This window comes from Virgibacillus sp. LDC1, from assembly GCF_025792345.1.
Lineage (GTDB): Bacteria > Bacillota > Bacilli > Paenibacillales > Paenibacillaceae > Paenibacillus_AQ > Paenibacillus_AQ lautus.
In genome coordinates, this window is record NZ_JAOXLZ010000001.1 from 518,852 (window position 1) to 539,135 (window position 20,284).

General features: G+C 49.3%; 20 protein-coding genes. 13 read left to right on the forward strand and 7 right to left on the reverse strand.

The genetic code is table 11. The features are described from left to right. The first annotated feature begins 14 nt into the window (after positions 1-14). The 4 genes from OHJ21_RS02385 (at position 15) to OHJ21_RS02400 (ending at position 4,781) form a co-directional block, all read left to right on the forward strand. Positions 15-935, forward strand: coding sequence for a carbohydrate ABC transporter permease (locus OHJ21_RS02385; RefSeq protein ID WP_100536156.1), 921 nt, complete (start codon positions 15-17; stop codon positions 933-935). Positions 936-978: 43 nt separating this feature from the next. Then, on the forward strand, positions 979-2,598 hold the full coding sequence (locus OHJ21_RS02390) for an extracellular solute-binding protein (RefSeq protein WP_100536157.1): 1,620 nt from the start codon (positions 979-981) through the stop codon (positions 2,596-2,598). 333 nt (positions 2,599-2,931) lie between these two features. Beyond that, on the forward strand, positions 2,932-3,666 hold the full coding sequence (locus OHJ21_RS02395) for a ThuA domain-containing protein (protein WP_100536158.1): 735 nt from the start codon (positions 2,932-2,934) through the stop codon (positions 3,664-3,666). A 29-nt stretch (positions 3,667-3,695) separates the two neighbouring features. After that, positions 3,696-4,781, forward strand: a complete 1,086-nt coding sequence (locus OHJ21_RS02400) for a Gfo/Idh/MocA family protein (protein ID WP_486019262.1) — start codon at positions 3,696-3,698, stop codon at positions 4,779-4,781. On the opposite strand, the gene OHJ21_RS02405 is transcribed toward OHJ21_RS02400, so the two are convergent. From OHJ21_RS02405 to OHJ21_RS02415, 3 genes are all read right to left on the reverse strand, one after another. Then, positions 4,776-5,750 carry a hypothetical protein gene (locus OHJ21_RS02405; RefSeq protein WP_486019263.1) on the reverse strand — a complete coding sequence of 325 codons (975 nt, stop codon included), beginning with the start codon at positions 5,748-5,750 and terminating at the stop codon, positions 4,776-4,778. The genes OHJ21_RS02400 and OHJ21_RS02405 overlap by 6 nt on opposite strands. 257 nt (positions 5,751-6,007) lie before the next feature. Continuing rightward, positions 6,008-6,571, reverse strand: coding sequence for a redoxin domain-containing protein (locus OHJ21_RS02410; RefSeq protein WP_486019264.1), 564 nt, complete (start codon positions 6,569-6,571; stop codon positions 6,008-6,010). A gap of 86 nt (positions 6,572-6,657) precedes the next feature. Beyond that, positions 6,658-7,326, reverse strand: a complete 669-nt coding sequence (locus tag OHJ21_RS02415; protein ID WP_486019265.1) for a Crp/Fnr family transcriptional regulator — start codon at positions 7,324-7,326, stop codon at positions 6,658-6,660. 185 nt (positions 7,327-7,511) lie between these two features. Between OHJ21_RS02415 and OHJ21_RS02420 the strand changes: the two genes are divergently transcribed. Continuing rightward, positions 7,512-9,143 carry a cobyric acid synthase gene (locus OHJ21_RS02420; RefSeq protein ID WP_486019266.1) on the forward strand — a complete coding sequence of 544 codons (1,632 nt, stop codon included), beginning with the start codon at positions 7,512-7,514 and terminating at the stop codon, positions 9,141-9,143. 613 nt (positions 9,144-9,756) lie between these two features. On the opposite strand, the gene OHJ21_RS02425 is transcribed toward OHJ21_RS02420, so the two are convergent. The 3 genes from OHJ21_RS02425 to OHJ21_RS02435 all read right to left on the reverse strand — a co-directional run bounded on the left by OHJ21_RS02425 (position 9,757) and on the right by OHJ21_RS02435 (position 13,802). After that, on the reverse strand, positions 9,757-10,974 hold the full coding sequence (locus OHJ21_RS02425; protein WP_486019267.1) for an MFS transporter: 1,218 nt from the start codon (positions 10,972-10,974) through the stop codon (positions 9,757-9,759). A gap of 123 nt (positions 10,975-11,097) precedes the next feature. Further along, positions 11,098-12,627: a serine hydrolase domain-containing protein gene (locus OHJ21_RS02430; protein WP_486019268.1), complete on the reverse strand. Its 1,530-nt coding sequence runs from the start codon at positions 12,625-12,627 to the stop codon at positions 11,098-11,100. 230 nt (positions 12,628-12,857) lie between these two features. After that, a complete protein-coding gene (locus OHJ21_RS02435; protein ID WP_394056973.1) occupies positions 12,858-13,802 on the reverse strand; it encodes a helix-turn-helix domain-containing protein in 945 nt (314 codons plus the stop codon). Positions 13,803-13,862: 60 nt separating this feature from the next. On the opposite strand from OHJ21_RS02435, the gene OHJ21_RS02440 reads away from it, so the two are divergent. The 3 genes from OHJ21_RS02440 to OHJ21_RS02450 all read left to right on the forward strand — a co-directional run bounded on the left by OHJ21_RS02440 (position 13,863) and on the right by OHJ21_RS02450 (position 15,646). Next, positions 13,863-14,315: an IS110 family transposase gene (locus OHJ21_RS02440; RefSeq protein ID WP_486019269.1), complete on the forward strand. Its 453-nt coding sequence runs from the start codon at positions 13,863-13,865 to the stop codon at positions 14,313-14,315. 195 nt (positions 14,316-14,510) lie between these two features. Beyond that, the gene (locus tag OHJ21_RS02445; RefSeq protein WP_486019270.1) at positions 14,511-15,383 is read left to right on the forward strand and encodes a hypothetical protein; all 873 of its coding nucleotides are present in this window, start codon (positions 14,511-14,513) and stop codon (positions 15,381-15,383) included. Between the two features lie 23 nt (positions 15,384-15,406). Then, a complete protein-coding gene (locus tag OHJ21_RS02450; RefSeq protein WP_486019271.1) occupies positions 15,407-15,646 on the forward strand; it encodes a glutaredoxin family protein in 240 nt (79 codons plus the stop codon). Positions 15,647-15,808: 162 nt separating this feature from the next. On the opposite strand, the gene OHJ21_RS02455 is transcribed toward OHJ21_RS02450, so the two are convergent. After that, positions 15,809-16,747: an NAD(P)-dependent oxidoreductase gene (locus OHJ21_RS02455; protein WP_100536169.1), complete on the reverse strand. Its 939-nt coding sequence runs from the start codon at positions 16,745-16,747 to the stop codon at positions 15,809-15,811. A 330-nt stretch (positions 16,748-17,077) separates the two neighbouring features. Between OHJ21_RS02455 and OHJ21_RS02460 the strand changes: the two genes are divergently transcribed. From OHJ21_RS02460 to OHJ21_RS02480, 5 genes are read left to right on the forward strand one after another with little or no spacing between them, the layout of a single operon-like run. Beyond that, positions 17,078-17,293 carry a hypothetical protein gene (locus tag OHJ21_RS02460; RefSeq protein WP_100536170.1) on the forward strand — a complete coding sequence of 72 codons (216 nt, stop codon included), beginning with the start codon at positions 17,078-17,080 and terminating at the stop codon, positions 17,291-17,293. Between the two features lie 24 nt (positions 17,294-17,317). Then, on the forward strand, positions 17,318-17,998 hold the full coding sequence (locus tag OHJ21_RS02465) for a hypothetical protein (RefSeq protein WP_100536171.1): 681 nt from the start codon (positions 17,318-17,320) through the stop codon (positions 17,996-17,998). After that, positions 17,995-19,194 carry a glutathionylspermidine synthase family protein gene (locus OHJ21_RS02470; RefSeq protein ID WP_100536172.1) on the forward strand — a complete coding sequence of 400 codons (1,200 nt, stop codon included), beginning with the start codon at positions 17,995-17,997 and terminating at the stop codon, positions 19,192-19,194. Before OHJ21_RS02465 ends, OHJ21_RS02470 begins: the two co-directional genes overlap by 4 nt. Next, positions 19,195-19,869, forward strand: a complete 675-nt coding sequence (locus OHJ21_RS02475; protein ID WP_100536173.1) for a hypothetical protein — start codon at positions 19,195-19,197, stop codon at positions 19,867-19,869. Next, positions 19,866-20,258, forward strand: coding sequence for a DUF350 domain-containing protein (locus OHJ21_RS02480; protein ID WP_100536174.1), 393 nt, complete (start codon positions 19,866-19,868; stop codon positions 20,256-20,258). Before OHJ21_RS02475 ends, OHJ21_RS02480 begins: the two co-directional genes overlap by 4 nt. Positions 20,259-20,284 lie beyond the last annotated feature (26 nt).

Consider the following 20,284-nt stretch of genomic DNA (forward strand, 5'->3'; position numbering starts at 1 on the left):
AGAGGAAGGGTTCTATGGGTGTAGTGGAAGTAAGAGAGAAGACGGCGCCGCGGCAGAGGAATACCCGATCTTCCGACAAGGTGCTGGAAATCGGCCTGTATGTATTCGCTGTCTTGATGCTGATCGTGTTAATTTATCCGCTGTACTTCATCATCATCGCTTCGTTCAGCGAGCCGGCGGCGGTTGCGAATGGACAGGTATGGCTGTGGCCTAAGGAATTTACGCTGGCAGGCTATCAAGAATTGCTGAAGCACTCTAATATATGGATTGGGTACCGAAATACGATTGTGTATACGATTGTGGGTACCGCCATCGGCTTGGTGGTTAACATATCCGCAGCTTACGCGCTTTCGCGCAAAGACCTCGTGGGCCGCAAGTATATATCGCTGCTCTTTATTTTTACGATGTTCTTTAACGGCGGTTTGATTCCGACCTTTATGACGATCCGCGATTTCCAGCTGTACGATACGTTTCTGGTCATGGTGCTGCCGTTCTCGGTTGCCGCCTTCAACATCATTGTGGCGCGGACTTTTTTCCAAAGCAGCATTCCGGAGGATTTATGGGAGGCGGCGCAGCTCGATGGCTGCGGAAATCTGAGATATTTCGTGACTATCGTGATTCCGCTCTCGAAAGCGGTCATCTCGGTCATCGCCTTGTGGACGGCCGTGGGTCACTGGAATTCCTATTTCAATGCCCTGATCTATTTAAAAGATACGAACCTGTACCCCTTACAGCTCATCCTGCGAAATATTCTGGTCACCAACCAGATGCAGTCCGCCATGGGTACCGGAGAAGCCGCGGCCATCGCGCTGCGACTGGCCAATATTATGCGCTACGCGGTCATTATCGTCGCAACGGTGCCGATCATGTGCATCTACCCGTTTGTACAGAAGTATTTCAATCAGGGGGTGATGATCGGAGCCGTGAAGTCGTAACACCGATGAATTTATGAAAAATAAGTATTGGGGGAATGGTTGAATGGGAACAAACAATGTAAAGAGGAAGCACCGCCTGAAGCTGGCTGCCGTCATCATGTTGGCCGCAATCCTGCTGCTGAATCTGGCGGGCTGCAGCGGCGGCAAGAAGGAGGACGCCAATTCGGATGCCGAAGCCGCTTTTAACATAGAAGGCCTGCCGATCGTGAATGAGCCGATTACGCTGGACGTGCTGACCGTTCGCTGGGGCAATATGGGAGATACGTTCCTCCAGAACCAGTGGCTCAAGGATTTGGAGAAGGAGACCAACGTCAAAATCAATTGGCAGATCATGTCCTCCAATGATTGGGGCGAGCAAAAATCGATCATGCTGGCGAGCGGTACGCTGCCGGATATCATTTTCGGCGATATCGTGTTCAGCGATTCCGACATCGTGAACAACCTGTCGTATTTCCGCCCGCTGGACGACTACATCGATCAATACATGCCGAACCTGAAGGCGGCGCTGGAAGAAACGCCAGAAATGAAAAAGATGAGCACATTCCCGGACGGGAAAATCTACTCCTTGCCGGCGCGGCTGCCGTCAAGGCCGAAAGCATCGATTCAGCCGATCATCAACAAAGCCTGGCTGGATCAGCTCGGACTGGAAGTACCGGACAACACGGACGAGTTGTATAACGTATTTAAAGCGTTCAAAGAAGGAGATCCGAACGGCAATGGCAAGGCTGACGAAATTCCGGTCAGCGGATCGGGGAACATCAGCATTGATCTGTTGAATCCGTTCGGCATCACGGACATCAACGGAAACAGCATGATGGTTATCGATAACGAGCCCGTGTTCTACCCGGTGACGGAGAATTACAAGGAAGCGATTAAGTGGGCGCATAAGCTGTACGCCGAAGGCCTCATAGACCAGGAGATCTTCACACAGGACAGCACCATGTCCACGGCGAAGCATCAGAATCCGGATGCGGCGCTGATCGGTTTCTCCAACCAATGGGTACCGGACGCCGTATTCGGGAAATGGAAGGATCAATACATTGCGATTCCGTCCATTGCCGGACCTGACGGAAAAAGGTACCAGGGCGGCGAGCCTCAGGGCATGAGCCTGCGAAGAAACGAGTTCCTCATTACCACGTCGAACAAATATCCGGAAATTTCGGCGCGCTGGGCGGATCAGTTCTACACCAATGAAGCGAGCATTCAGAATTTCTGGGGAGCCATCGGCACGGTGATTCAGAAGAACGACGACGGAACATTTACGCTCATGAGTCCGCCGGAGGGAACGAGTGCGGATGCTTGGTACTGGGAGCAATCCGTAAGGGATTTCGGTCCCAAGTACGTAAGCCCGAGCTTCGAGAAAAACATCATACTGGATGAGACCACGGGCGACGGCTTGAAGCTGGTCATCGACAAGCTGGGCAGCGATTACGTAACGACGCCGTTCCCGAACGTGATGTACAGCGCCGAAGAATTCCAGGAGCTGCCTACGCTGACAACGGATATCGATGGTTATGTCGGCACGACCCGCGCAAAATGGATATCCGAAGGCAACATCGATGCGGAATGGGATGCGTACGTCAAGAAGCTGAACGATATGGGCCTTGAGCGGCTGGTACAGATCCGCAAGGAAGCCTATCAGCGGTATATCAGCGTCAAATAAGGATTTGACGGCAAATCGTCAGGAGCTGCCCCGCAGAACGAAATGCTGCGGGGCAGCGTGATTTTGAGGGAATGGAGTTTGACTTGAATTCAATAGGTTTTAGAGTATCAGACTTCAACGAAGAAGGCGGAATTGTTTTGGAGAAGCGAAGCGTTCCCTGAAAGCTTTCCATCGGAAAGCTCGCAACGAAAGCATATGCTATCCCCGGATTTCAACATATAACAAAACGCAAAAAAATCTGGGGGCAACAGGGATCGTAAGTATGATCCGCATTCGAAGTGATGAATAAGCTTTAATTGAATCGAATTCTAGGGAACTCAGGAGGCAGCAATCATGGGAAACATCAAAGTCACGGTATGGAATGAATACCGGCATGAGAGACATAATGAACAGGTGGCCGGCATATATCCGAATGGGATTCATCGTGCGATAGCGGATCATCTCGAACAGGTGGAAGGTTTGGAAGTAGCGACTGCCGTACTGGATGAGCCGGATCACGGCTTAACCGAAGCGCGATTGGCGAACACGGATGTGCTGCTGTGGTGGGGACATTTGGCCCATGACGAGGTCCGGGATGACATTGTGGAGAAGGTTCGGCAGCGCGTGCTGGACGGCATGGGATTGATCGTTCTGCACTCCGGCCATGGCTCCAAAATCTTCTCCCGGCTCCTTGGCACGAACACCGGGATGCTGAAGTGGCGCGACGATGGCGAGATCGAGCGTTTATGGGTCGTTGAGCCGGGCCATCCGATTGCGCAGGGACTGGGTGAATATATTGAGATTCCGCGGGAAGAAATGTATGGAGAGCGGTTCGAAATCCCGGCGCCGGATGAGCTGGTGTTCATCTCCTGGTTTGAAGGCGGCGAAGTGTTCCGCAGCGGCTGTTGTTACAGGCGCGGCAGAGGGAAGCTGTTTTATTTCCGGCCGGGCCACGAAATGTTCCCGGTCTACCATCAGCCCGAAATTCTGCAGGTCATTGCCAATGGCGTGTTCTGGGCTGCTCCTGTGAAAGGGGCCAAATCGGCTTATGGACGGGTGGCGCCTATCGCCCCTGTCGTTCAGTCCTAGTGAGAGACTAATATAAGGAGTGTTCTATGATGAATAAATTTCGAATCGGCTTAATTGGTTTGGGCGGGATGGCGCAGGAGCATATCCGCTGGATGAATGAAGAGAAAATCTATCAGTTCGTGGCTGTGAGCGACGTCAATGGCGAAGCCGTGGCCAGGGTAGGCGATCAGCTGGGGATCGAGGACGGCAAACGCTATGCGGATTTCAAAGATTTGATAGAAGATCCTGACGTGGATGCTGTCATTTCGGTTACGCCCAACAACGTGCACGCCGATATCATCCGTGCATGCTTGCAAGCAGGTAAGCCTTTCTTGGCGGAAAAACCATTTACGCGCGTCTTTGAAGAGGCCATCTCCTTGCTGGAGCTGTATGAGAAGCAGCCCGTTCCAGCCATGATCGGGTTTACGTACCGTTATACGCCCGCTTTTCGTTATGCCAGGGAACTCATTCGTACAGGCAAACTGGGGACGATCCGTCATTTCTCCATTCAGTATTTGCAGGGGTTTGGCGTGCCGAACCAGCAGGTTCCCTACATGTGGAGATACAACAAAGCCATCACCGGGACGGGGACACTGGGAGATCTCGGTTCGCATATGATTGATATGGCCCGTTTTTTGTTTGGAGAGTTTGAAGAAATCACGGCCCAGTTACATACCATCATCCCGGAACGTCGTGACCCGGTGACGGGAGCGATGGCCAAGATCGAAGTCGATGATTTTGCCAGCTTTCAGGCACGGATGGCGGATGGCATGATGGGCGTGTTCCAGACATCACGCAATGCGTTCGGTTCAGGCAATCAGCATGAGGTGTCCATTTACGGCGACCATGGCACCGTCCACGCCAGCACGTTGGATCCGGAACGGGTGGTTTGGATTCGCGAAGAAGAGCCCGGGCAGCTCGCCAGAACGACAATGGAAGTGCCGCAGCATTGCAAAGTCAAGCAGTATGCCGATTTTGCCGCGATATTGCGGGGAGCGCCTGCCGACGGAGTCCCCGGGTTTATGGACGGATACCGGAATCAAGAGGTGCTGGACGCGGTCGTCAGATCAAACGAGAACAAAACGGTGGTAGAGCTTGGTAAATCCATCGGCCAACGGATCCAGAGCTTGTCATAACGTCTTGCCCATCCAGATATACAGTGCCATCAAACTGAACAGAAACAGGCAGAAGTTGACGCCTACAAACAATCCGCGGAGCACAGGCGAGCGGTGGAACTGAAAAGGAGTACGGAGGTCTCCCGTGCCTTCGATCAGGAACAGGATCAGCACCGTGTGAATGATCGTATGGCCGATGACTTCTTTGTAACCGAATACAAGGCTTGTCATAACAAAAATGCAGGATACCAGCAGCGCCGTGAACCGGTTCATGATGCCTACGATGAACGCCCATGCCAGCCCGATTTCGATAAAAGCGCTAATCATGACAAAATGCTCAATGGTAAAACCGAAGGTAGGAAGTCCATTGCTGCCCATAACCGTGCAGGCGAGCTCGGGAATGGTCAGCTTTTCCATGGCAAGCCAAGCGAGGGACATGCCTGTGCATATATACATGACCGGGGCTGCCGTTCTTTTTATAGGAGTGCCGCACACAAACAGATAATACACAATGCCAAGATAGATCAAATAATCGATGGAATGAAACATACCGTAGGACAAGGAGGCTTGGATATAAAGCAAGAATAGGATGGCGCCGCTCAACGGCAAGGTGCGTTTATAGAGCAGGCACGCTGCGGCTGCGGAGAGGCCGAGGATAATCCACATGGAATTGGTTCGGAATTCGGGTGCGAGGTACGAGCCGCTCAGAAGCTGCAGCACCAGCCCGATAGCCAGCCCAAAACGCAGAATCACCTCGGTATGGGGCCTCAACCTGTGCAGCCATCCGTGGATTCGCACGACGGGCCGCATCTTTCCCAAGGGATCGTGAAATGCGCATGTGAGCAATAAGATCAACAATGTAAACGCAAACCAAAACAGGAATGTCAGTGTAACGACGCGAGGAAAAGGCAGGGGGACCCATTCAAAGTTATCCGTAAACCATTTGACATGAATATAGATGTTGCTAAACTTGGAGAAATGCATTACCATTCAATCAGTTCCTCCCTTAACCAACTCTAGTCACCTATCCAAGATAATACAATATTAGATAAAAAAGTATATTATCGGATGAATATATCCCCCCATTTTGAAAATATTATCCCTTAAAAGCGTTTATAGGCAGCGGTTGACTTTATAGTCATAGCGTCACCAAATAAGCCGATCCACCCGGATCGGCTTGTTTTTATGTCTCATGTGAGGAGTTCTTTTTACTGCTGAATGCGGGCTTGAAGACAGGCTCAACCCGGCTAAGGAAGCTGTGTTCCGGCAGCGTAACGTTCAATGGTTTCATAAGGCAGATGATCGGTAATCAGACGACCGTAATGCACGATCCGTATGATGCCGTCCTCGTCCAATACAAACTCTGCGGGAATCCGATTGAAATTTGAACCTTCTTCCGGCGTCAGCTTGAAACCTGCCGCTTCGGCTTCATCCGTATATTGATGCACATTCGGTTGAGCTAAGGTGGCTTGTGTCTTGGCTGCCGAAGTCTCGACTCCATAGAGCGTGTAGAGCTCCGCATTCGGATCGGCAATAAGAGGAAACGGAGTATTCTGCTGACCAACATGCTGATGAAGCGCAACTTCCGGTGATTCGAATACGCAAATGACATCGAGATGATACTGCTGCCACTGAGGATATCGTTGAATAAACTGGTGCACCCTCAGATTGCACAGTGCGCAGGCTGCGTTACGGAAAAAAGCGAGAAGTAATTTACGTCCGCGATAGGTTTCCAGCGAAATCATATTTCCATGTTGATCTACCCTTTGGAATAATGGAGCATATTCTCCGGGTTGAAGCACGTTGTTCATGTTGGATTTCCTCCTGGGTTAACGGTATATAGGCGTGAGGCCTATTACCAATGTAGCAGGGAGGACTTTATTGCTCTGTGACTAGGTCACATAGCCGTTTCTGTTAGACAGCCCCGGTTTATAATTTTCACCCAGCCTCTTCCTGTTTCCAGCCATCCTTTCTTTTGGAAATGGCCCAGCGCACGGGAGACGACCTCTCTAACGGAGCCGATGTCATCGGCAAGCTCTTGGTGGGTTGTGTGCACTAGCGGATGTTCATCCGAGGTGATGCGCAGCAGTGTTCTGGCAAGGCGCTGCTCCAGCGGCAATGACTGTCTCTCCTGCAGCAGGTTTGCCATCCGCAGCGTTCCATCAAGCAGCCCGCCAAAAATAGCGCTACGGATAGGTTCGTATACCTGCAGCCAGCGGAGAAAGCAGCTTTTCAGTACATACAGCACCTCTACCTCGGACTCGGCAATGAGGGTGCCGGGATAATCCTGCCCGCTTAGCCCGCTAAGTACGAGGAGCGAACAGACTTCACCGGCTGATAGGATGTTTAACACCGATTCGTTGCCATTCTCGTTGATAATCGTGATCCGGGCCGATCCGCTGATCAGGAACATGCCATACATCACGGCATCCTCTCGATGAAAGATTCTCGATTTGGCTTCAAAATGTTTGGTAAAAGCATTAGCTTGAATCCATTCTTCGGGGGGGACAACTTTTAAATAAGGGAAAATGTCGGTTATCTGCTTGTCATTCAGTTCAGGCTTCATGGTTGGTTTCCGCCTTTCGTTTATCATGCACGGACATGTGAAACTGCTATTCTATATAGTTAACATTTCGGGCTGACTAAGTACAAGGAAATTTATCTGGATTTCATGGGAGAAGAACGCCTTTAACGACGGTTTGCTATAATGATGTGAGTGAGCGGTTTAAGTCAGGGAGAAGGGTGAAGAAGATGAATGAAGCAGAATACATAAGGGATACACCCACGAAGATCAGGAAGGGACAAGGAGCGGTACTCATGCTGCAGGGCACCGCTTCGGATGTAGGCAAAAGCATCGTAACGACAGCGCTATGCCGCATATTTCTACAGGATGGTTATCGCACGGCTCCATACAAATCGCAAAATATGGCGCTTAATTCCTACGTGACGCCGGATGGGAAAGAGATCGGCAGAGCACAGGGCGTACAGGCTGAAGCCTGCGGCATTGCCGCAACAACGGACATGAATCCGATCCTGATCAAGCCGATAAAGGACATGTTTTCGCAAATTGTGATCCACGGTGTGCCCCAAATGCAGATGAGTGCGATGGATTACCGGACACAGTTCCTGCCGAAGGCCAAAGAGATTGTGTTGGATGCACTGGATCGTCTACGGGAGAGCTACGATATCGTTGTTATGGAAGGCGCGGGAAGTCCGGCGGAGATCAATCTTAAGGATCGGGACATTGTTAACATGAACTTGGCAGGATGGGCGGATTCGCCAGTTATTCTGGTTGCGGATATCGATCGCGGCGGCGTGTTCGCTTCCATTGTAGGTACGCTTGAACTGCTTGAGCCCCATGAAGCGGCCAGGGTCAAAGGATTTATCATTAACAAGTTCCGTGGGGATCTGGCGCTGCTTCAGCCGGGACTGGACTGGCTTGAAGAGCGGACAGGCATTCCCGTGCTGGGCGTACTCCCCTATATTCAGGACATGCGAATCGAGGCAGAGGATTCGGTTGTGCTGGATGAGCTTCAATCTCAAAGACAGGAACAACGCGACCTCGATATTGTCGTGATCCGGTATCCGCGCATTTCGAATTTTACGGATGTTGATGCGCTGCGCTGGGAACCGGATGTTGTCGTTCGCTTCGTCCAATCGGCGGATGAACTCGGCACGCCGGACGTCATTATTTTGCCTGGTACCAAGGATACGATCAGTGACCTCGGGTTCCTCCAGGATCGGGGTCTGGCCGATGCGATCTTAAGGCAGACGCAGCAGCGGGATGTGCAGCTGGTTGGCATCTGCGGGGGATATCAAATGCTGGGCGAGCAGCTGTCGGATCCGCATGCGGTCGAAGGGAGCGTTCGGGAAGCGAAGGGGCTCGAACTGCTGCCGATTCGGACTTCCTTTTTAAAGCATAAAAGGACCGTTCGGGTGAGAGGGGAATTGTTACAGGAACATCCTCTGAGGGTCGTTATTTCGGACACAGAGGCCGATTCGACGATTACGGCCTATGAAATTCATATGGGCGTGACGCAATGGAGTGCCTTGGCTGACGGCTCGGGCTACCGACCGCTTTTTTCGATTGAGGCAGATGGCACAGATTCTTTAAAGGCGACAGAAGATATTCAGCCGCACGTTGAAGGGACAGCTACTTCGGATGGCCGCATATGGGGAAGTTATCTGCATGGCTTGTTTGACAATGATGTCTTCCGCAGGTCCTGGCTGAACGGCATTCGGATGAAGAAGGGGCTGATGCCAATCTCGGAAACGTTCAAAGCAGAAGAACGCAAATTCGCGGAATTTGACCGTGTAGCGGACGTTGTTCGTAACCATGTGGATATGAAAAAAATATATGAAATCATCGGTTATACGCATTGAATCATGTGGAATATGCAAAGGAGCTAACCGAAGGATAAGCGAATACAATGAGAAGAAAAGGAAAGAGGGCAAGCCTTACAAGGTGGTCGTGATCGCTTGCGCCAACAAGCTTCTCCATCACGTATACGCCATCCAAAACGAGTCCTACAAAGCATAATCCCCATATTTATCCATAACCTTCACACCATTGAAGGTTATTTGTTGCTATAAAAGTATATCAAGATTTATGAGATGACTTCGAGTTGCAATACTTGACAAACATTAGCTGTTTTATTGATGTCAGCTATTTAACCTATTTTGAGCATGCCGAAAGCGTAAGTTCACATCAAATGACCTATGACGGGGTTACGGATAGCCGAATTCGCGGTTTGATGCAGGAGAAGCTTGCAGAATATGAAAGGCGCACTCCATTTTTTAAATCGTCCTGAAGGCTCATCTGCTGCTACAATCAATCATTGTTCGACAGGTGAACGGGGAGCTTGTCAAAGCCGGTTTTGAGAAGTCGGAGAAGTATCGCGATACGATGACTCCGCCATTTCAAATTTGTCGAAATCGACGTTTTGCAGCTTGTTCAAAGAATGGATTTTTTAACTATTGAACGTTTGTGTCGGGATTATTTTGTGCCAGCGTGAGTTTCCTTGCCATTCATTTGGTCAATAGTCCTGTGGCCTCGGGGGCGGACCAGCATCATTGCACCCAAGAGGACAGTCAGAATGACTATCATGACCATAGGGCTATATCGATTTGCCTGATATAAAGTGGTACTCAGAATAGGTGCAATGATGGCGGAAATTCCCTGCATGGCCGCAACTAGACCAGCTACACCACCTTGCTGTTCATTACTTACAGAAAGTGACGCGCCTGCCATAAATCCAGTCATCATAAATCCCGACCCGAGTCCAAAAACAAAAAATGCTAAATTGTAGAATGGAAGATGAGTTGTAAGAAGGAATATGAGCATACTTGCGACGAGAATCAAGGAACCGAGCAGGATCATCACCCGCGGCTCCCATTTCAGCCATTTGGACTGAACAATTTGTGAAATGAGCATTGCCATGCCCGTAAGCATTAATCCGAAGGAAACGATTCTCGCCAACTGATCAGAGGGGAGATGGAGCTGATCCTGTAAATAAAACCCGCCGACGACCTGAATCGTTACGATCCCGATCATCGTCACTAACGCTGCGAGTAGATAAAGCCTCAAACCGGATTGAAATGGACTGACTTTGACAGCCCCTTTCTGTATCGCCGGCTTCGTTGCAGGCATCAGCAGCAGGGTGACTGCCAATGCAACTACGGCTATCACAATGCCAAAATATAAAGGCCATAGCAAACCAATTAATGTGAAAATACCGGCAATGGCTGGCCCAATAACAATTCCAAGCCCATTTGCGGCACTAATGATTGCCATGCCGATTCCTCTTTCCTTTCCCTCTGTCACATCGCCCATATAAGCCTGTGATGAGGACAGGATGGCCGGGATGAATATGCCGACCAAGCTTCTCGCCGCAATCATCAGGCCCAGCAACAGTCCGCCGTTAATCCAGTGGTTAAGACCGCAATAAAAGGTGATCGTTAATAATAAAGTACTGATGGACATGCCGATAAACCCAATCAGTATAACCGGTTTCCGCCCCTTCGCATCACTGATATTCCCCCATATCGGAGCCATAACAGCCATCATAATTGATCCGGTTGAAATCAGGATTCCGGAGTGGATTTCCTTAAGTCCTAATTCCCGTATAAGCGAGGGTGTGATCGGTGCAAGGAGCATAAGTCCCAGCATCGCTACAAAAACACTGAAAAAGACGCTTCCCTTAATTTTATTCATGTGCTTCACTCCTTGTTTCAAATTGATCATTTGATTTGGAGTATAAGCGATTTGGGTCAGTGCTTCTCCCTCCATACGGATGGAAATGCGGTCAAATGGATTAAAATAGTTTTACCTGGACGGTTATCTCCGCCACATCGAAATCTTCAACAGCTTTAACCGTATGATTTCCATACTTCCCTTTAGCGCCATAAGTACAGTCATTATCTTCAGCCAAGGGACTACGTCCGGCTGAAAGATGGTTGCAATATGCCATAGCGGTACCATTTGAGTCAAACTCAACAACAGGATAATAAACAGAGGTGCAAAATGCAGAACAATTCTTGATATCACTCCGAAAGATATTTTAGTATGGACAGAATGGTCATCTCTCCTCCGCTCAAAACAGCGCTTCGCAGTTCTAGCGGTCGAATATAATAACCATATGCTGAGTATGATGATTAATCCATTTACAAGCAAGTATTTCTGCGAAATGCTTAAACCAGATCCTCCAATTGGTTGTTCATTCAGTATGTTTATGACCCCAGTGGCGATGTGGGTAGTCGTGATGACGTGCGTTTTGGGCCAAGCGGCATCGATCGCGTCAAGTACGTTAGCGAACACGATAACTCCCAGTTGTTGTTCCGGGACCATAAAAGCTTGGGCTTGGAAGCCTAATAAGCCACCCGGCGAACCGATAACCTGCAAGTCGTTAATGTAACCTGATGACCATCCCATGGCATATGTACCGGGAACAGGTTCGGTCTGCATGAGTCGTATGCTTTCAGAAGTGAGCACGGAATCCTTTTCAAATCGCCCTCCGTTCATTTGGGCAATCAAGTAATGACTCATGTCCTTCGCACTGGTATACATGTAGCCCGCCGGCGAATCCCCTGCAATATAGACAAATGGGCCATCGTAGGCAACATTGTATCCAAATATCCGGCGGTAGGGCGTAGCCAGTCCGTGTGCAGCCGCTTCATCGAGCGAAACGTAGCTGTCATGCATAGACAGAGGATCAAAAATTTGTTTCTTCACATAGTCGCCATAGGACTGACCAGATACTTGTTGCACAATATAGCCGAGCAGTACATAATTCGCGTTCGAATATCTGTAAGGATGTTCAGTTTGCTTGGTGTCCTTTAAAAACTTTTTCGCATAAGACAGGGAGTTTCTCTCTATAGCATCTTGATAATGATCGTTGATACTTGTGAGTGTGTTGCTAAAAGTTGAGATTTGAGTGAAACCGCTTGTTTGATTCAGTAACTGACGTACGGTAATGAATTCTGCACCTTTATATTGGGGGGGGATATAACGTTGTATTGGTGCATCTAAATCAATTTTCCCTGCTTCGACAAGCTGTAGTACGGCAATAGCCGTAACCGACTTGCCGATCGAACCTAATCCAAAAGGTGTTTCAGGTGTTACAGGACGCCCCGATGAATCGGCTTGGCCATATCCCTTAAGGTAAAGAATACGATCCCCCTGTATAATCCCGAGAGCCAGTCCCGGAAGACGTTGTCGTTTCATTTCACGAGCAATATACGAATCTACTTCGGAGAAGACGGAAGCTCCAGATTGCTCAACTTGCCTGTTTTCATCACTTCGCGCCGAAATGAATAGGGGGAATATGAACAGACCACACAAGATTATTGCCATGACTCTCATTTTCATATTTTCATTCCACCCAACATTGTATTTTCAGTAAACGAATTATTTATCCAAAGCTTGCGCAGAGTCTCTATGTCTAAAAGACTGAAAGTTTGCGACCGTTCATGATTTCCATACCTCCATCTAGAACAAGATGTGAATGAATAATAATGAATTCATTCATATGATAAGAGTATAGGAGGATTTAGGTCATGACCGCTCCCTTGAAAGGGAATAAATTACGGTCAAACGGATTAAAATAGTTTTTTCACCTCGGACGGCTTCATACCATATTTCCGAGAAAACTGCTCGGAAAACGCGCTAACATTGCTATAGCCAACAATCATCGCAGCTTCGGTCACATTTGCGGTTTGGTCATGCAGAAGCTTCATCGCATGGTCAAGGCGGATATGTCTTAAATATTCGAAAACCGTCATGCCAAAACAAGCTTTGAATCCCGCCTTCAATTTATAGTCATTTAATCCTACCATTTTTGCTAATGCCAGCAGCGACGGAGGTTCTGTCATACAAGATTCAAGTACTTGCTTAGCTTTATTCAATTTTTGGATATCCCCTTTAGAAAAGCCGTTTGGTCTAGGTGTCAGAAAAAACAATTGATTCATATGCATGTTTAAAAGCTCCAATGCAGATGCTTCCATCATTAACGGGGATCTATTGTCATTTTTAAAATCAGTGATTAATTGCTTTACCAAAGCCATGCTTCTGGTATCGTATTCAAAATCATAGGAGCGGAATGACTGCTCTTTTAGTCGGTCAAACCCGAAATTCATATTTGGTGAAGTCGCCAAATGCATAGCCGCATAATCGAATAGAGAAACCGGAATGGCCAGCGAAAGTGAAACATATTGCTCTTGTGCAGAGGGAAAAAAATGAGCTTGAAAGTCCTCAATTAAAGAAAGCGCACCCCGCCCAACCGGAGTTTGATGTTCTCGACCGGATACAATTATCTGTCGTTGACCGGAAAGAGTAAACTGAAGTTCAACCATTCGTCCTCTTGAAGCAAAACAAAAAGGATACGGTTCATGATAACGAATATCGTGGTACACGATTTGGATCCCGCTGTAAGTAGTGAGCTTGTAAGCGTTCCCGGCACCGATTTCTGATTGTAGGCTATAAGATATTCCATTCTTTTGGCCAAATAACGTTTCATCGAAATATCGCTGATAGATGGACTTCAATGTTTCTATAATAATGACCCCCTGTGTTACCCATTATAAGGAAATAATAGCACAAAACCGGTGTTCATTCTGACCAAAATCATACCGCCAGTAGGAACTGTGCAAGCGAAGGTAGGCGAAAAAAAGGAATCGATTTGCCTTAGTTCAAAAATGGTGCAACTGAAAGTCGATATGCAGAAGGTTTGGATTGATCATACAATTTGGACAAGAAGCTATATCGTTAGCGCTATATCTGAACGTGGAGATCAGAAGGACGTATTGGACCGGCTTTTACTGAACCAGCAGGACATAAGCTTGGTCAAAAGCATCCCAGGCATTGGGGACAAGTTGGCGGCTGCGATCGTAGCAGAGCTTGGTGATGAGAGTCAATTCAAGGATGCAAAACAGATTGTTGCCTATGCAGGCCTAGATCCGGGGATTTATAGCTCAGGGAAATTTACGGCCACAAGCAACCGGATCACGAAACGAGGATCCAAAAGACTTCGCCGAGCACTGTATCTAGCTGTACAGTAAGGAATGCATCCAATCATTCGGGTAATAATGATGAATAGAAAGATAACACCATGCAGGTTGCATGGTGTTATTTGCGTGGAGCGAACAGAAAAAAAAGTTGATTAATAATAGGATAGGGGGGTATACTAAAATTATAGAGGCGGATGAAAATGAAAATTCATCTTGCAGTATATCCAATGATTGGAGTGATAGCCCATGTTGATTAGGAAGGGCACCATACTAACCTTAACGGGCATACTTGCTTTTGGATTGTTGACAGCATGCGATAACGCGAAGCAGGTCCCTGATACGGGCGGCCATGGCGGGAACCATGAACAGGAAAGCGAAAGCGAGGAAACAAACGGGCATGGTGAACATGCTGGCGGGCATGAAACTGCCTCAGATCATTACAACGCAGCGTTTACATGGAATGAACCGGCAAGGGCAGGCGCCGAATCGGAGCTGACGATTCAAATTACGGATAAAGACGGTGAACCTGTCCAGGATTTTGATGTCAATCATGAGAAGCTCCTGCATCTGATCATCGTGAATCGCGATTTGTCTTTCTTCAACCATATTCATCCGGATTACAAGGAGAATGGCGTATTTACCGTGAACACGACATTCCCGGCTGGCGGCGAATATAAATTGTTCGCAGATTTTGTCCCTAAAGGTGCTGGAGGGGCCACGCTTAGCGAATGGGTTCAGATTGAGGGAGAAGAAGGGGAACCGTCGGCGATTCAAACGGATGCCAGCCTCATCAAACAAGTAAACGGCAAGGATATTGAACTGAACCTAAGCAATACCTTATCGAATGAAGAGGTCGTGCTCGCCTATCATATTCAGGATGCAAAGACAAAGCAAGGAATCAACAATCTGGAGCCTTATCTGGGCGCAGTCGGGCACGTTGTCATTCTGTCCGAAGACGCGGAGCAGTACATCCATGTGCATCCTCTGGACGAGCAGAGCACAGGACCCAAAGCGGAATTTGCCACTACCTTTCCACACAGCGGCATCTACAAAATCTGGGGACAATTTCAGCATCAAGGTGAAGTGATGACCGTGCCTTTTGTTGTTGAGATAAAATAAATTTCGCTTAAGGAGTGATCGATATGACAGAACCATTGAAAATCTACACTATACCCACATGCAGCGATTGCCATCATGCCAAGCGCTACTTCAAGGAGCAGGAGGTTCCGTATACGGAGTATGATTGTACAACGAACCCGGAATATCCGGAAGAAGTGAAACGTCTGACGGGAAAACAGATTGTGCCTACGATCGTTATGGGTGACAACGTATTTATCGGATTTGCCGATAACTTTCAGGAAATCAGGGAATTGATAGAATAAATAAAGGTTCATGGAAATGAAAAAGAAGCCTGGATCGTTCCCAACGGGATGATCCAGGCTTCTTCTGTGTTGAGGATCCAGAGCGCATCGCATGGTCACCAAAGCGCGATGTGTCTTGCATGTGCCATTAGCCTCATGCGGCTTATCTCTCTCTTATGCCGATCAAGACGATGGACGCTTGCGGATCAGTTCAATTACGCTGGCGAAGTCGTCCCCGCCAAAACCGCCTTCCACCCGGCGTTTCATCAGCTCATAAATCGGCGTGAACAGCTCGGGGCTGACGCCCTGTGCCCTGCTGACCTCCCCGATGGTGTCGTGAGCTGCTTGCATCGCCAGGCTCGCATCCTTGGCGGTATAATCGCCGGTGTCGATCTGCTTCGCCATCTCCGGCAGAGTGGACATCATGGCCTGCAGAAAAGGCATCAGCAGCGAGGTTGTGAAGTCTGAAGCCTTCGCTCCCTCGGTGCCTGCAAGCGCCACGGCATGGATAAAACCGCCGAACATCCCATACATTCCGCTAAGCAGTGCCAGGTCGTTCAGTGGGGCGAGGGCGGGATCAGGTCCCAAATAGTGACTTGTACCTAAACTGTCCAAGACCTGTTCATACGTTCCGTACGCAGTCTCTGAACCGCTGTAGAGTATGACGGCATGTGGTGTGGCGATCAGGGAAGGGACGGCCATGATGCCGCCATCCAGATAATCGGCGCCCAGGCTACTCATCCACGTCTCCATGTTGCGGGCTTGCTCGGGAGTGCCGTTTGTCAGATTTACGACAACTTTACCGGAAAGCTTATCGCCTATGGGTTCCAGAATATGGCGAGCGACATCGTAATCTAGTACGCAGACGATCACGAGGGGGCTGGCGGCGATGGCATCTGCGATCTCCGTAGCGCCGGAGGCACCCAAGCCTACAAGTTCGGCGGCTTTTTCAGGTGTGCGGTTCCAGACGGTGGTGTCATATCCGCTGTTCACGAAGGTTCGGGCCAGCTTGGAGCCCATGGCGCCTAATCCGATCACGGTTACGGAAGTAAGGGTAGAGCTGTTCGCCTTCGCATTGTGCTGATGGTTAACGAGAGATGATCTATCAAGATTTGGATTCATCGGTAAAACCCCTTTCTGGACTGGAATGATACCGATTCTAAAGTATGACACTAGTGACAATGTCAAGACAGACGATCATCATGAAATTTGATGCTACACCTTATAAAACGTAAATAATCAGGTACTGTATGGCCAGAATGTTCGTTTTCATCAATTTTTTAATGGCAATTCGCAGGTGTAAATAATCAGTAGCGGTGTTATTATATGGGTTGCGTCTTTTGGAAAAGAACGCTGCGGTAAGCGTTGATAGCCCATCGTAGATTTTTTGAAACGATTCGGAATTTACCACGTATCAATACTCACTGCTTAGATGGAAGGGGTAGACACACAGTGGATAATGGGATGAACGTCATTTTGTTTGAAAAGAGGCCGGACGGTGAGCTGGTACAGATTGAAGAACGGTCATGGACGATGAACATGGTCGCTGCACTGGAGCATGTGAATTATATCGTTGTTGGCGGCCGGGAATACGAAACGATTGAAGGCAGATTAAATGTAGACACGGGCAAACTGGAGCTGCTGCTCGTTCCGATGCGGAACGATTAATTCTGTCCGAAAGGAGAAACCATCTTGAGTAATGAAAAAGACAAAAAAGATCAGCCAACATCCAAATGGCTGACGCCGGAAGGCAAACCGATTCGGGTCTTGTCGAGCTCGCTGGGCATCGCCTTGTTGGCGAACGCATTTCTGGTATCGGGCGCTGCAGCGAAAGACCTCGCTTCGGAAGCGGTTACCTCATCCGAAGAGCCGCAGCTGGTATCCTGGTCAACAGAAGAAGTGAAGAAGTATTTTGACAAGAATGTGGATTGGAACATTCCGTTTCCTAGTGAGGAAGAATTCCAGGAAGAGCCGGTAGAGGGAGCCGCTGCAGGATCGGGTTCGGGCGGCGGAACCACGATTGTCAACAACTATGGCGGGTACAATTCCGGCTTCGGCTGGGATGATCTGCTGCTCTATCACATGCTCTTTAACAATGGTTCTTATTATTCATCCAGCGGATGGTACAACAATCATCGCGGTTATTATGCGAATAACGGCAAGCCTTACAAACCCCGCACGTATTCGAGTGGTACGTTCCAGAATAAACCGGTGGTGAACTCCAATGTTCGTCCGAAAACCTCCACTTCATCTTCGGGTACGATTACGCGCCGCTCCACGTCGTCGAAGTCCGGCGGCATTGGCGGCAATTCCAGCGGGTTCAGTTCATCGGGTTCGAAATCAAGCTCCAGATCCGGCGGTTTTGGAGGATGAGTCACGACAGCGTATTCACCGTATCGGGACAGCCTGACCCCAATCGGGATGGTCGCGTATCGGAGCTCGCGGAGCTCGGCTTTACCTGGGCGGATTTGGAAGGCGAAGCCTACTGGATAGACCAGATCGTCACCATACGCCAAGAGACCTATCGTGAGCTGGAAGAAGCGGCTGCGGTATTATGGGCCATGCTGGACAAAACCGTTCGTTATATTCATCGCAATCATCATATCTACACCTTAATTGGCATTCCGCCCGTCCTGTGGCAGATGCTGGACGAATGTCCGCTGCCGGAAGAGGGATTGATCAGCCGATATGCCAGGTTTGATTTTGCTATTGCCCATGACGGCAGCATCAAGCTGCTGGAGCTGAATGCGGACACGCCTACAGGTTATGTTGAGGCTTCCATTGCAACGCCGTGGATGTGCCGTCAGGCTGGCATCTTCTCTCCCAACGAACGGATGCAAGAGCTGATCGCGCAAGCTTGGGGGGTAGAGCGTCCGGATACGGCCGCCTGCATTGCTTATGGCGAGCATAAAGAGGACTCCGGTACGATCGAAGCATTGGTTCGGCACAGCGGGCTGGACGTCCGGCTGGTGGATTGTCTTGATCTGTGGGTGGACGAAGGCATGCTGAAGGACGGCGATGGCCGGGAGATTCACCGGATGTTTGCCCTATATCCGAAGGAGTGGATGTCCGTCGATGATGGCGGAGATGCGCTTGCCTATGCCATCGAGACGGGGCGGCTGCAGCTGTTCAACTCGCCGCACAGCATTTTACTGCAATCCAAAGGACTGCTTGCCGCCATGTGGGGGATGTATGAGCTGGGTCTTTTGTTCGATGAGAAGGAACGTGCAGCCATCGTCAATTATATGCTGCCGACTTACAACAAACCGGTATTCTCCGGTAATTTTGTATCGAAGTCGATGTTCGGCCGCGAGGGTGGTTCTGTCAAGCTGTACGACCAGGCCGGACAACTCGAGGTAGAGGATCAGGACGGGTATGATACAAGCGTCATGTTTCCGACGGTCTATCAGCGGAGGGCAGACCTGGCCCGCGTCGAGACGGCGGAAGGCCATTTTCATTTACTGACAGGATTGTTCGTCCTGAATGGCAGCCCTTGTGGTTTGCTGGGACGGGCGGGCGGTTTGATTACGGGGAATTCCAGCCATTTTATCGCAATGGGAGTGAAATAAATGCAGTTGAAACAAGATAGAAGGCAGCATAGCGGTGCTCCTAAGGGAAAGAGGAAACCTCCGGTCGTTCTGGCGGTACTTCTATTATCCCTCATGGTTTTGGCGCTGAGTGCCTGCTCCGGCAATGGGTCGACGGTGTTCCACACCGGATCGGAGGAAGTATCTTCAACCTCTGCTCGCGTGCCTTGGGACTACCGGATCGTTGAAGGGACCGTTGGCGATTTGATAGGCGGCGATATGACCGTCTTGCCGGACAACGAACTTCTGCCTAACGATAACAACTATGCTACCGGGGACAACATTTGGACGCTTCAATTCATGGATGCGGAGCTAACCACGGATGCGAATCAGCGCAATGATATCCGTTTATCGTCTTGGCAGACCATTAAGTCGTTCAAGGACAAAAAGACGGCGGAATCGGATTTAGCCAACCTCAAAGTCACGGTCAAAACTGACGTGAAGCTGGTTGGGGTTTATAAAACAACGTATAAAAAGGACACCAGGCATTTTGCTGTCATCGAGCTGCCGACGGGCAACCGGATCAAGCAGCCGATTGATGAGAAGCGTTATGCCGCAATGGAAAAGAAGGACACGGTTGATGTTGTATTGGAGGAAGTGCATGATTTCGCCGATTACGACTTGGCCTATGCAAAATTTCGGGGGTGGGCGGATTGACGGTCGTCATTAATATTGTTGTAAGTGTAATCTGCATTATCGTGCTTCAATTGCTGGGTATGCTGATTTTCAGCTGGATGACCCGGTTTAACGACATGGAAGAGCTGAAGAAGGGAAATGTCGCGGTGGGTCTTGCATTTGGAGGCAAGTTTATGGCAACGGCCATCATTCTGGGCATATCCGCATATACGAACTCATCGATCTGGCACATGATGCTGTGGTTTGCCGTCGGATATGTATGTTTGATTGTGGCCTATTGGGTATTCGAGCTGGCTACGCCGGGTATTCGAATATCCGAGCACCTGCAAAAGGGGAACGTCGCGATCGGCATTCTGCTTGCGATGGTGTTTATCGGCACGGCCTTTGCGATCAGCAGCCTGATTATTTAGGTCAAATAGCACCATTTTCGGGAGAG

Coding starts and splice junctions, on each gene's coding strand:
- OHJ21_RS02385 (WP_100536156.1), top strand. CDS start 15: ATGGGTGTAGTGGAAGTAAGAGAGAAGACGGCGCCGCGGCAGAGGAAT.
- OHJ21_RS02390 (WP_100536157.1), top strand. CDS start 979: ATGGGAACAAACAATGTAAAGAGGAAGCACCGCCTGAAGCTGGCTGCC.
- OHJ21_RS02395 (WP_100536158.1), top strand. CDS start 2,932: ATGGGAAACATCAAAGTCACGGTATGGAATGAATACCGGCATGAGAGA.
- OHJ21_RS02400 (WP_486019262.1), top strand. CDS start 3,696: ATGAATAAATTTCGAATCGGCTTAATTGGTTTGGGCGGGATGGCGCAG.
- OHJ21_RS02405 (WP_486019263.1), bottom strand. CDS start 5,750: ATGGTAATGCATTTCTCCAAGTTTAGCAACATCTATATTCATGTCAAA.
- OHJ21_RS02410 (WP_486019264.1), bottom strand. CDS start 6,571: ATGAACAACGTGCTTCAACCCGGAGAATATGCTCCATTATTCCAAAGG.
- OHJ21_RS02415 (WP_486019265.1), bottom strand. CDS start 7,326: ATGAAGCCTGAACTGAATGACAAGCAGATAACCGACATTTTCCCTTAT.
- OHJ21_RS02420 (WP_486019266.1), top strand. CDS start 7,512: ATGAATGAAGCAGAATACATAAGGGATACACCCACGAAGATCAGGAAG.
- OHJ21_RS02425 (WP_486019267.1), bottom strand. CDS start 10,974: ATGAATAAAATTAAGGGAAGCGTCTTTTTCAGTGTTTTTGTAGCGATG.
- OHJ21_RS02430 (WP_486019268.1), bottom strand. CDS start 12,627: ATGAAAATGAGAGTCATGGCAATAATCTTGTGTGGTCTGTTCATATTC.
- OHJ21_RS02445 (WP_486019270.1), top strand. CDS start 14,511: ATGTTGATTAGGAAGGGCACCATACTAACCTTAACGGGCATACTTGCT.
- OHJ21_RS02450 (WP_486019271.1), top strand. CDS start 15,407: ATGACAGAACCATTGAAAATCTACACTATACCCACATGCAGCGATTGC.
- OHJ21_RS02455 (WP_100536169.1), bottom strand. CDS start 16,747: ATGAATCCAAATCTTGATAGATCATCTCTCGTTAACCATCAGCACAAT.
- OHJ21_RS02470 (WP_100536172.1), top strand. CDS start 17,995: ATGAGTCACGACAGCGTATTCACCGTATCGGGACAGCCTGACCCCAAT.
- OHJ21_RS02475 (WP_100536173.1), top strand. CDS start 19,195: ATGCAGTTGAAACAAGATAGAAGGCAGCATAGCGGTGCTCCTAAGGGA.